We start from the raw sequence: 12,225 nt of genomic DNA on the forward strand, positions 1-12,225 counted from the left end.
TTATGAAACACCGGCTGAACGATTCCAACAGGCTGTTGCATCGACCGGTTGAATCCACAGCCGACAGCGGCCAACCTGGCACATTGGCCTCAACGACTGCTTTGGCCGACGAGCTGCCCATTGGTGGTTGGGGCTGGTGGCAAATCGGCCTGAGGGGGCTTTCCGACCTTTTAGCTGCTATGTCCGCTTGCAATTGCTGAACAGCCCCTCCGCTGAGGAGTTGGTCCTTTTAAAAAGGGCTGAGGCAATTCAATCCTGGGTTAGTGTCCATCAAGCCCGGACCTGACCATGGCTGCGACTTCTCACTGGATCACGGTTAACTCTCAAGGCCTATAATCCTTATTCGTCTTCCGGGTAAGACTCTTTGGCCGAAAGTTTCTAGCGAGTGAGTGTCTTGGATTCAAGTAATAGTAACCATCGAAGCCTTGGTAGTTGCCCGCCGATGAGATACCAGAAAACGATTGATGGTCTGGTTGAGTCCGGCCCCTACAGGCACGCCCTGTTCTACCATTTTCCCGGAGGACTTCGATTCGAACTTTCTGAGGGAGGCGAACCGCTGCAGCAGGTGTTGGTGGCGCTGCAAAAGGCGACTGTCATCTGCCAGGACGTGTTCGAAGGCGAGAGCCAGATTCTCGTGCACCTGCAAAAATTCGTTTCTGCTTCCGGGTTTGAGCTTCGCAACGTCATACGCGAACTTAAGACCGCGGGGGTTCCAGTTCCCAAAGAGAGAGAAATCTGGAAGACGCTTCCAGAGGAAAACGAGGACGATTGTTCTCCCGCTTCAGGACGGTGGGTGAACTGTGCTTTTGAGGCCCCCCTATCCATATTGCAGAACCTGCTCTGGTGTGCACTAACTTCGGATTTCCCTTCAGTCAGACCCAATCCAAATTGCTGCGTGTATCTCGTTCATGCGAATGCACAAATAGTGATCCACCCTTACGACGATCGAGGCATGGATGTCATTTGCCGGACGCCGATAAAGCTGAAAACCCTGTACGAAAAGCATCACCATTGGCTGCTTGATTTCGACAAAGATGCCATGGCTCAGACATTCAAAACATAAACATGAAAAGGCCTAAAGTCAGGCTCTGTTGTGTAGACGTGGGAAGGTGAAGGGCAACTGTTCGGCCAAAGCAGACAAAGCAACTGCAGCCATTTATGTCGCATGATGCGTAAAAAGCAGACGTAAAGTCTAATGTCTGCCACTCACCCATGCTGCCCACTTTGGGGAAATCATTCCGGTCCAAATCTCGGGCTGCCCCAGGTAAAGAAGGCAAACCGACCCATGCCCCGGAATCCAGATTTGCATGGAAAAAATCCAGAACTAAGTAGGCAACTACAGCAAAGCTTTCGATTCGTTAGGAACCACAGAACTTTACTTCCATGTCGCCCACCTCAAGATAGATGGCATGCTCCACATCCCACTGCGGTGAAATATAAATCCGCCCTTCGTACAGGAAGCGGTCTGACACTTCTTCACGGCCAGCCACCACCACCGGCTCGTGGACCACCGATGGATTGGTCGCAAACAGGTTGAAGACGAACCCATCCTCGATTCACCGGAGCTGGGGCCGGTGGCAGATGTGCAGACCATCTACCAGGCGGTCAAACAAATGCGTCTGTTTCCCTTTGGGAGGGCAGGCATTTTGCTGATCGCGTTGCCTGTAGCAGTACCCTTTTTTCTTGTTTGCTTGACCCCGTTTCCGCTCAAGGTAGTACTTGCCAAGTTGATGGGCGCATTGCTGTGACGGGGTTTTGGTTGTGCGGGATTATGAAATCTTCAGGCAAAGTATAGGGGCGGCCCTATCTAGGCTGCGGCTTTGTCTCAGTTCCCCCGCAGTGCTGAAGAACAGAACCCCCTCCTGTAACACGCGAAAACCATACCGGCTCTTGTAGCTTCCCGCACGTTTCGCTTTCGCTGAGATCTGGAGAATTGTAAAAAAACTGGCAGTTTTGTCCATCACTTCCTAATTTAAACCCGTTGGCGAATGTAATAAATCTGCCATCGCTCTGCCCGCTCAGAATATAAAAAACAAACTATTCCCCCGCTGGTCACCGCACCAGTTCCGTAATTGGTTTTTTATCCAGGACTCAATAATGGAACGCTCCACTTTTTGTCGAACTGTCATCGCCTCCGCACTTTTGCTTGCCCTGGGACACGCTTGGGCGGAAGGGCCCAAACCAGCAACCAGCTTCACCAAGGCCGAGAACCAGAAGTTGCTGGACTATCTGCCGTTTGATAACAAACAGGATTTTGACGACGTCAAACGCGGCTTCATCGCCGATTTGCCCTCCCCCGTGATCAAAGGTGCCAAGGGCAATACGGTGATTGATCTCTCGCAGTTCGATTTCCTCAAGCAACAAGGCCCGGCACCAGATACGGTGAACCCGAGCCTGTGGCGGCAAGAGCAACTGCTGTCTGTGCGCGGCTTGTTCAAGGTCGTCGATGGCGTTTATCAGGTACGCAATATCGACCTGGCCAACATCAGCTTTATCCGCGGCAAAACCGGCTGGATCGTGATTGATCCGCTGACTTCGGTTGAAACGGCCAAGGCCGCACTGGATCTGATCAACGCCAAGGTAGAAAACCTGCCCGTGACGGGCGTGATCTTCACCCACAGCCACGTGGACCACTTCGCCGGGATTCGTGGCGTGGTGAAGGAAGAAGACGTCCGGGCAGGCAAAGTACCGGTCGTGGCGCCGGAAGGCTTCATGGAAGAGTCGGTGAGTGAGAACGTATTTGCCGGCAATGTGATGAGCCGCCGCGCCTCGTACATGTACGGCAACTTGCTGCCGAAGAACCCACAAGGCGCAGTGGGTGCCGGTCTGGGCCTGACCACGGCAGCAGGGACCATTACGCTGTTTGAACCCAGCAAGTTGATCGAAAAAACCGGCGAGAAAATGACCATCGACGGCGTGGACGTCGTGTTCCAGATGGCCCCCGGCACAGAAGCCCCGGCAGAAATGCTGTTCTACTTCCCGCAGTTCAAGCTGATTGATCTGGCGGAAGATGCTACCCATACGCTGCATAACCTGCTGACCATGCGCGGCGCCAAGGTGCGTGATGCATCCAAGTGGGGCAAGACGCTCGATACCACGCTGGACATGTGGGGCAAGGATGCCGTGGTTTCCATGGGCAGCCATCACTGGCCACAGTGGGGTAATGATCGCGTGGTCAAGCATCTGGAAGACCAGCGCGATCTGTACAAATACATTAACGATCAAGTCCTGCGCATGGCCAACGAAGGCCTGACCATGCACGAGATTGCCGATCAGTTTGTCCTGCCGGATGGCCTGGCCAAAGAGTTCTACAACCGTGGTTACTACGGCGATCTGAAGCACAACGTGCGTTCCACGTACCAGTTCTATCAAGGCTGGTGGGACGGTAATCCGGCCAATCTGAACCCGCTGCCACCGGTTGAGGAATCGAAGAAGTACGTGGAAATGATTGGTGTGGACAAGATGATGTCCACCGCCAAAGCGGCCTTTGACAAGGGCGATTATCGCTGGTCAGCTACCGTGACCAACAAGATCGTATTTGCCCAGCCTGACAACCAGGCGGCCAAAAACCTGGAAGCCGACGCCCTCGAGCAACTCGGGTATCAGGCCGAATCCGGCCCGGCACGTGACTTCTATCTGTCGGGTGCACAGGAACTGCGTAACGGCATCCAGAAAGCGGCCACCCCCAACACCAGTTCACCCGACATTATCCGTGGCATGACCACAGAAATGTTCCTCGACTTCCTGGGCGTGCACTTCAACGGGCCCAAACTGGGCAATCACACTTATCACTTCAACCTGATCTTCCCGGATACCAAAGAGAAGTTCACGCTTTATGCAGAGAATGGCGTACTGGGTTACGGCAAAGACAAGCAGTACCCCAGCGGGGCCGATGCCACCATTACCCTGAATCGCAGCACGCTGGACAAGATCGCCCTGGGGCAACTGAAGCTGGGCAATCTGTCTGAAACCGGGGAGGTGAAGTTTGATGGCGACAAGGCCAAGTTCAATGAACTGGTGACCTACTTCGACAAGTTCGATTTCTGGTTCCCGATCGCTGCGCCTTGATTTGTCGTTATCCATTAGCTGACCGGTGGGGCCGTGGCCTCACCGGCACTGGCATATCTCTTGAATCTAGCGTTTTCTTTTCCTAGGCTCAAATCGTACATCTCATCGGCTCTTGAGCACCTTTTCCCCGTCCTCCCTCCACGTGGACGGTTTTTTTTGCCTGTTCCAGACCCGTCTTTGGACTCCAACGAATGAGGCTCATGCCACGCAAAGCATTATAAAAAAGACCGCTCATGTGGGGGGTCAAATACGATACGGAATAACCTACGAGTTTCCGCAAGAGGCCGCTATGCGTCGAATTGCGGCCCCTGAACCGTTGAAGTATGAACGACCGATTTGGCCGATTTGCCGCCAATCCCGAGCAAACTGCAGGCAGGTCATTGGTCAAAGCGGACTGTCAGGACTGTCACATGAGTAACCATGAAAATCCGCTTACGCTACAAAGCGGACCTTTTAGGCATCGGGCTGAAGTGTTTGCTCGGGCTGAATTTGGGGGAGGTCGATGGAATGAAGGTGCGTAGGCTGATCGCATTTGATCTGTTGTAAAAAGCCGAGCCAGCTGTTTATGCCTGGTTTGCGCGTCTGATTTTGCCCCTGCCTATACTCATCTGGCATGCCCCGCCCTCTGGGCAGATCTCAAGCCGGGGTGGCAGAGCAATGATGAGGGGCCGACCATGACCATCCGCACCAAACTGATCGCACTTGTGAGCGTCATCCTTATGCTCATGATGCTTCAAGGGGTGATCAACATCATCCGTACGTCCAATTTGCGCGCGATTGTTGAAACAACCTACCAGGATCGCGTGCGTAGCTTGGGCGAGCTAGCCCGGGCTACTCAGATCTACGAACATGACGTTGTTGGGACGCTGTATCGGCTCAATTCAAAAAATACGGATTGGGAAGAAGCGCGAGCACAACTGTTGCGCGCGCGCGCCGACATTGCGGCGCAGTGGCATGAATATACCGCCAACCACCAGACAACCGAAGAAGCAAAACTGATCGCATTGACCGCAACGCATATGCGCGTGGGTGAAGCGGCACTGAACCGCCTGGACACTATTTTGCTGGCACGCGATAACGCGGCGTTGAATGAATTTGTGCACCAGCATATGTCCCCGGTGTTCAACGCGGTGGGTGACGACCTGCAGCAGCTCATCGAGTTGCAGATGCGGGTGTCCTCCACCAATTTTGCGCGGGCACAATTGGCCTACCAAGGCGCGCTGTTGACCACCGGCGGCGCATTGGCGCTAGCGTTGCTGCTGGCGACAATCACGGCTTTGGGTCTGATCCGGCAGTTGACACGCAAGATCAGCAGTTTGCAGGCGGCAATGCTGCGGGCTGAAGTGGACAATGATCTGAGCGCGCGCGCGCAGATCAACGGCGATGATGAAATCGACGGCATTGCTCGTGCCTACAACGCCCTGGCCCAACAGCTTGAAGATCACCAGGCTGTCCGTGAAGGACTGTTCGTACTGGCAGAGAATGCGCAACCCGCAGAAACACTGACCGGGTTTGGCGAACAGTTGCTGAATAAACTGGCCCCCATGCTGCATTGTGGCGCCGCTGCCTTCTATGCCCAGGGCAGCGACGATAGCGGGCTCTTGTACCGCGGCGGCTATGGTTTGAATGCTGCACAAGGTACCGCACACGAAGAGACCGCGCGCGGCCTGTTGGCCCAAGCCCAACAGGCGCATGCGCCCTTTGAAATCGACGACGTCCCGGCGGGCTATCTGCACGTGATTTCAGCGCTAGGTGGTGCCGAACCGGCCCATATCGTATTGGTGCCGCTGCGTTTAAGCAACGGGCAAACGGCGGTGATCGAACTGGCCTCGTTCGGCCCCTTCAATGAGCGTGACTGGCGCATTATCCAGACACTGGCGCTGGTTACGGTGCCGCAACTGGAGGTCCTCCTGCGCACACTGCGCGCCAAAGAACTGGTTGAAAAACTGCAGCAACAGACCGATGAATTGGCTTCATCCCGCCAGCAATTAATGGAATACGCCCGCACACTTGAACACAACAATTCCGAGTTGGCCGAAAAAACCGAGCGCCTGGAACAACAAGCGAATGAGCTTGAAGAGCAGAAAGAACAGCTGGCCACCACCGAGAACTGGTTTCGCAGCATCCTGGAATCCGCGCCAGATGGCATGTTAGTGGTCGGGGAGAACGGCGATATTGCGCTGAGCAACTGGCAGGTTGAGAGCCTGTTTGGCTATGAACGGGGGGGATTGCAGGGCAGATCAATCGAACAATTGGTGCCGCAGGTAAACCGGGCAGGACATGACAGATCGCGGGCGGGTTTTGTGGCAGAGGGTGGTGCGCGCAGCATGGGTGGCCGGGGTGTTGTTATCCGTGGTCTGCGCCAGGACGGCAGCGAGTTTGATGCCGATATCAGTCTATCCGTCTTACCCCAGCGGCCCACGGAAGCGCGTTTTGTGTGTGTGGCGGTGCGCGATATCACCCAACGCAAGGCAGATGAGGCTGCGCGCGCTGAGCTGGAAGAACTCAATCGCGTCATTCTCACGTCGGCAGGTGTGGGGGTGATTGGGGTCGATGCGCGCAACCGGCTGGTTTTTGTAAACCCCTACGCGCTGGAACTGCTGCAGGGTGCAGAAGAAGAATTGCTCGGGCGGGGTTTGCCTGAATTTGACGGCGCAATGGCGCAAACAGACGAGGTGGGCCGTTTTGGCCAGACCGATGGACCTTTGGGCGTATTTGGCAGCGGGCAATCGGGCTTGTTGCGTCGCCGTGACGGCAGTGTGCTGCCAGTGGATTTTGGTATTTCACCCATGCATAAGGTGGGGGAGCTGGATGGTGCGGTGGTCATTTTTCGGGATGCTACAGACCGGCTCGAGGCTGAGCAGCAGCAACGCAATGCCAAAGAAGCCGCCGAAGTGGCCACGCGCGCCAAGAGTGATTTTCTGGCCAATATGAGCCATGAAATCCGCACGCCCATGAACGCCATCATTGGCATGACTCACTTGGCGTTAAAAACCGAGTTGGCCCCGCGCCAGCAAGATTATCTGAGCAAAATCCAGTCATCTGGCCAGCACTTGCTTGGGCTCATCAACGGGATCCTGGATTTTTCCAAAATCGAAGCGGGCAAGCTTGCGCTGGAGACGGTGGCGTTCTCTCTGGATAAGTTACTGGAAGACGTTGGCGCATTTGTGATGGAAAAAGCCGCCGCCAAATCGCTGGAGCTGGTCTTTGATACCGCGTGCGATGTGCCGCATCGGTTCACGGGAGATCCCGTGCGCTTGAAGCAGATATTGATCAACCTGCTGAGTAACGCCATCAAGTTTACTGAGCATGGTCAGATCCGCTTGCATGCCCATGTGGTCGAAGCCCAAGACGATAACACGTTGCTGTATTTCGCGGTCAGCGATACCGGTATCGGCTTGACTGAGGCGCAGCAATCCAGTTTGTTTCAGTCTTTCTCTCAAGCGGACGTATCCACTACCCGCAAATATGGCGGCACCGGCCTGGGCCTCGCCATCTGCAAGATGCTCGCCGAGCTGATGGGGGGACAAGTTGGCGTAGAAAGCACACCAGGTAAAGGGAGCACCTTCTGGTTTACCGTCAGTCTGGGCTCAGTCCCGGTAGCAGACCCTGCGGACAACGATGAAATACTGCGTGGCCGCCGGGTACTGGTGGTAGACGACAACGACTTGGCGCGCGACGTGGCGGTCAGGCTGCTGGAAGAACTGGGAATGCGCGCGGACTGCGTCGGCTCTGGCCACGCCGCCGTCTCTAACGCGCTGCAGGCAGACCACGATGGTGCGCCCTATGAGGTGGTGCTGGTTGACTGGCGCATGCCGGGTATGGATGGCTTTGCGACGGCGCAGGCGATTTTTTCCAGCGTATTGTCATTGACGCCGCACATAGTGCTGGTCACCGCACATGGTGATGAACACACTTACCGGATGCTGGTCGAGTGCGGATTGGCTGGGCTGCTGCGCAAACCCGTCAGTTTTGGCCATTTGCGCACCTGCCTGAACGGGCTCTTCGGCGGGCGGCCTGCGACGGATCATGATGTATTGGATGAGGGCCAGATCGGCGGCCTGGCTGATCCGGAGCGCCTGACCATCTTGCTGGTAGAAGACAACGATCTTAATCAGCAAGTGGCGGTTGAACTGCTGGCCGAGGGGGGTATTCAAGTGGATGTGGCCCAGAACGGTGAGATCGCGCTTGGGCAGATGGCTGCGCGCAATTACGACCTTGTGTTGATGGACATGCAGATGCCGGTGATGGATGGCGTGGCGGCCACCCAGGAGTTACGCCGCCTGGGTTACCGTCAACCCATTGTGGCGATGACCGCCAATGCCATGGCGGCTGATCGGCAACTGTGCCTGGACGCGGGGATGAATGACCACCTGGCCAAACCGATTGATCCTGGGGCGTTATGGCAAGTGCTCCGACGCTGGTTGCCCGTTGCAGCCAGAACAGAACCCCCGCCAGAGGCCGCCGATACCGCAAAGCTGGACACACCCATGATAACCGGTCTGGACACCACTGACGGTCTATACAGGGTGCGTGGCAATGCGCGTGTCTATCATGATCTTTTGCGCCGTTTCGCCCAAGGCCAGCGCAATGCAGTGGCGGCAATGCGTGATGCCCAAGTCGCAGGCGACACCGCCACGGCAGTGCGGCTGGCTCATACCACCAAAGGCGTAGCGGGCCAGATTGGCGCGCACGAGGTGCAGGCGTTGGCTGAGGCAGCTGAGCTGGCACTGGTAGCGGCAAACGGTGATGCCATCGCTGCCGCGCTGAACGCACTGGCAGCGTCTTTGGCGCCATTGGTTACGGCCATTGACGCTGCTATGCCAGAGCCGGTGGTTGCAGTTGCAGACCACCCCCCCCAGCCAGAGCAACTGGCGCCGGTGTGCGCCAGGTTGACCGCGTTGATGGCCGACAATGATGTCGAAGCCCGCGACGTGCTTGAACAGTGGGCTGGTCTGCTGCGCGGCGCATTCAATTCGCGGTTTGGCCTGATCGAAAAAGCGTTGTATGCGTTTGATTTCGACGCGGCACTGGCAGAATTGCACATTGCCATGGCCATGTCAGGAGTAAAGGCGGAGACATGACGGATGAACACGGTAAAGCGGTGATTCTTGTGGTGGACGACACGCCCGATGTGCTGCATCTGACCACGCAATTGCTCAAACCCAGGTTCCGGATCAAAACGGCCACTACGGGCGAGAAGGGGCTCGAGATTGCTGCGCGCGAGCCTGTACCGGATCTGATCCTGCTGGACATCATGATGCCGGGCATTGATGGCTACGACACATGCCTGCAATTGAAGGCGCAAGATGCAACGCGCGATATCCCGGTCATCTTTTTTTCTGCGCAGACCGGCCAGATTGATGAAGTGCGCTGTTTTGAAGTGGGCGCGGTGGATTTCATTCCCAAGCCGATCTCACCCGATATCCTGCAGGCGCGCGTCAACGCCCAACTGGCCCTGAAAACGGTCACCGATCTGCTGCGCGACCAGAACGCGCATCTGGAGCACGAGGTGGCGCGGCGCACGGCAGAAATGGTGGCCATTCAGGACGTAACCATTACCGCAATGGCCTCGCTGGCAGAAACTCGGGATTCAGAAACCGGCAACCATATCCTGCGCACGCAAAGCTATGTAAAGGCTTTGGCCGAAAGCCTGCGGCAGCATCCGCGTTTCGCCGCCATGTTGACCGACCACTATATCGACTTGTTGTTCAAATCGGCGCCACTGCACGATATCGGCAAGATCGGCATTCCGGATTTCATTCTGCTCAAGCCTGGCAAACTGACCGTCGAAGAGTTTGAAGTGATGAAAACGCACACCACGCTAGGGCACGACGCGCTGGCAAATGCTGAGCGGCTGCTAGGTAGGCCCGTCGAATTTTTTCTGCTGGCCAAAGAGGTAGCGTTGTCCCATCAAGAAAAGTGGGACGGCAGCGGGTACCCGCAAGCGCTGGTGGGAGATGCCATTCCACTGAGTGCGCGTTTGATGGCAGTGGCCGATGTATACGATGCGCTGATCAGCCGCCGGGTCTACAAAGCGCCGATGTCGCACCAAGCGGCGACAGAAATCATCGTGGCCGGCGCAGGCCAACACTTTGACCCGGACATCGTGGCGGCATTTATCACCCTGCAGGATGAATTCCGGGCCATTGCCGCCCGCTATGCGGACCATGAAAGCGATATTGAGCAGAAGGTGGCCTCGCTCGCCCGCTTCAAACAGACATAACCGGGAGTGCTCGGATGCGAAAGTTTGGTGAACTGGTGGTGCTTGTGGTGGATGACTTTGAACCCATGCGCAAGGCCACTCTGACGCAATTACGCAGCATGGGCATTGAGCGAGTGGTCCAGGCCAAAGACGGTGCTGAGGCTTTGCGCATTCTGAAGCGCCAGACCGTGGATATGATCCTGTCTGACTGGAATATGCCCATCATGACCGGGCTGGATTTTCTGATCGCTGTGCGCAAAGACGAAGCACTGAGCCATTTGCCCTTCGTGATGGTTACCGCAGAGACTGAGCGCAAGCGCATCGAAGAAGCCATTTATGCAGGCGTCAGTGATTTTCTGGTTAAACCATTCACGCCAGAGCGGCTGGAATCCCGGATCGAAAAGGCGCTGGACTGGGTGCCGCGCGCGCTGCAACCCAAACCGGCCGAAAAACAGTCCGTCCCTAAGCTTGCCCTTGAGCAAAAGGTGGAATTGGGTAAACCGACCTTGCTGGTGGTGGACGACACGCCAGATAACATGGAGTTGTTGTCCCAACTCTTTAAAGATGAATATCGCGTGCGCGTCGCGCCCAGTGGCGAAAAGGCTTTGGAAATCTGCCACTCTGACGCTCCGCCAGATCTTGTGCTGCTGGATGTGATGATGCCGGACATGGATGGCTTTGAAGTAGCCCGGCAAATGCGGGAACACCCGGTATCTGAGGTCATTCCGGTGATTTTTGTGACAGCCATGACGCAGGATGATGCCCGTCTCACCGGGCTGGAATTGGGTGCGATCGACTTTGTGACCAAACCGATTAACCCAGAACAACTTACCCTGCGCGTGCGTAATTTCATGCGCTACGTAGAGTTACGCCGTGACTTGCAGGCCAACTACGACGCCATGCTAGAGTCTGCCCGCTTGCGCGAAGAAGTTGAACACATGACCCGCCACGACATGAAAGGCCCGATTTCCGGCGTGATCAGTCTGACGCAGGGGCTGATGTCTGCCGAGGGGCTGAACGCGCAACAGAAAGACATCCTAGGGTCGGTGGAAGAATCTGCCTTGCAATTACTCAGCATGATCAACCTCACCTCTGAAATCTACAAAATAGAAACAGACCGCTTTGTGCTGAACCCAGCGCCGATAGATATCAGCAGCGTGCTGCGCCGCGTGGTGGAAATGTACCGCGCCGTATTCAAAGAAAAACAACTGACGCTCTCTGTCGATACCGATATGCCCGTCGGCGAAATGGCGCCCCGGGCATTGGGCGACGAAATGTTCTGCTACTCGGTGTTTCAGAACCTGATCAAGAACGCCTGTGAAGCGGCACCAGTAAAAAGCCGGGTTACCGTAGAGCTGTCCCCCGAGGACCCGCTGCGCATCAGCATTACCAATTTAGGCGTAATCCCACAGACCATCCGGCACACGTTCTTTGAAAAATTCACCACCTTTGGCAAGCAAGGCGGCTCTGGCTTGGGTACTTATTCGGCCAGGCTGCTCACCGAAGCCCAGCATGGCAGGATTGATTTCGAAGTGTCCGACATTGATGGTACAACCACCATCAATGTGTATTTGTTGCCGGCCAAGGTGAAGTGAACCTAAACGGCGACGCATGCCGAGGCATGAATCGCAGCAATGCGCACGACTGGTTCAGCGTCCTTGAGTGCCACAACCACAGTCTTCACCGTCTGTTCGCTGGGGTAGTGTGCGACCTCTTTAAGCGCTGTGGCACGGCGGATGGGGGGTATGGGCGGGTCCAGCAACAGCACGTTCAGGATATCGGCGGCGCCTATTCCGCCATTGCGCAGGCTGTGCATCATTTCGCCATATTGGTGGAAAATTCTTGGGGCAATCAGGCCTGATTCTGAATTAACCCAGTTTTTGTAGTCACGACATTGTCCGCTTCGCTTCCCATACCAGCCATATGCGTCGGAGGGACTAAATGGCTGCTCA

At 55.9% G+C, this 12,225-nt stretch carries 9 protein-coding genes; 7 read left to right on the plus strand and 2 right to left on the minus strand.

Annotation, left to right across the window (positions count from 1 at the left end; translation table 11 throughout):
- The coding region (locus IEX44_RS21130) for a hypothetical protein (protein ID WP_229679359.1) at positions 1 to 200 on the plus strand (200 nt) is incomplete at its 5' end.
- Between the two features lie 242 nt (positions 201 to 442).
- On the plus strand, positions 443 to 1,063 hold the full coding sequence (locus IEX44_RS20020; protein WP_188698443.1) for a DUF3885 domain-containing protein: 621 nt from the start codon (positions 443 to 445) through the stop codon (positions 1,061 to 1,063).
- Positions 1,064 to 1,358: 295 nt separating this feature from the next.
- Here the strand turns inward: IEX44_RS20020 and IEX44_RS20025 are convergent, their stop codons facing one another.
- Positions 1,359 to 1,511, minus strand: a complete 153-nt coding sequence (locus IEX44_RS20025) for a hypothetical protein (protein ID WP_188698448.1) — start codon at positions 1,509 to 1,511, stop codon at positions 1,359 to 1,361.
- Here IEX44_RS20025 and IEX44_RS20030 point away from each other — a divergent pair.
- The 5 genes from IEX44_RS20030 to IEX44_RS20050 all read left to right on the plus strand — a co-directional run bounded on the left by IEX44_RS20030 (position 1,503) and on the right by IEX44_RS20050 (position 11,868).
- Complete coding sequence (locus IEX44_RS20030; RefSeq protein ID WP_188698450.1) at positions 1,503 to 1,748, plus strand: hypothetical protein; 246 nt, start codon at positions 1,503 to 1,505, stop codon at positions 1,746 to 1,748. The two genes, IEX44_RS20025 and IEX44_RS20030, sit on opposite strands and share 9 nt — an antisense overlap.
- Before the next feature lie 349 nt (positions 1,749 to 2,097).
- Positions 2,098 to 4,068, plus strand: coding sequence for an alkyl/aryl-sulfatase (locus IEX44_RS20035; RefSeq protein ID WP_188698453.1), 1,971 nt, complete (start codon positions 2,098 to 2,100; stop codon positions 4,066 to 4,068).
- 674 nt (positions 4,069 to 4,742) lie between these two features.
- A complete protein-coding gene (locus IEX44_RS20040; protein ID WP_188698456.1) occupies positions 4,743 to 9,152 on the plus strand; it encodes a response regulator in 4,410 nt (1,469 codons plus the stop codon).
- Entirely contained in the window at positions 9,149 to 10,294 is a 1,146-nt protein-coding gene (locus IEX44_RS20045; protein WP_188698459.1) for an HD-GYP domain-containing protein, read from the plus strand. Before IEX44_RS20040 ends, IEX44_RS20045 begins: the two co-directional genes overlap by 4 nt.
- A 14-nt stretch (positions 10,295 to 10,308) precedes the next feature.
- A complete protein-coding gene (locus IEX44_RS20050; RefSeq protein WP_188698462.1) occupies positions 10,309 to 11,868 on the plus strand; it encodes an ATP-binding response regulator in 1,560 nt (519 codons plus the stop codon).
- A gap of 2 nt (positions 11,869 to 11,870) precedes the next feature.
- Here IEX44_RS20050 and IEX44_RS20055 read toward each other — a convergent pair whose 3' ends face one another.
- Positions 11,871 to 12,092 carry a HEAT repeat domain-containing protein gene (locus IEX44_RS20055; RefSeq protein ID WP_188698465.1) on the minus strand — a complete coding sequence of 74 codons (222 nt, stop codon included), beginning with the start codon at positions 12,090 to 12,092 and terminating at the stop codon, positions 11,871 to 11,873.
- Positions 12,093 to 12,225: the final 133 nt, after the last annotated feature.

The organism is Silvimonas amylolytica, assembly GCF_014645555.1.
In the GTDB taxonomy this organism is placed as follows: Bacteria; Pseudomonadota; Gammaproteobacteria; order Burkholderiales; family Chitinibacteraceae; genus Silvimonas; species Silvimonas amylolytica.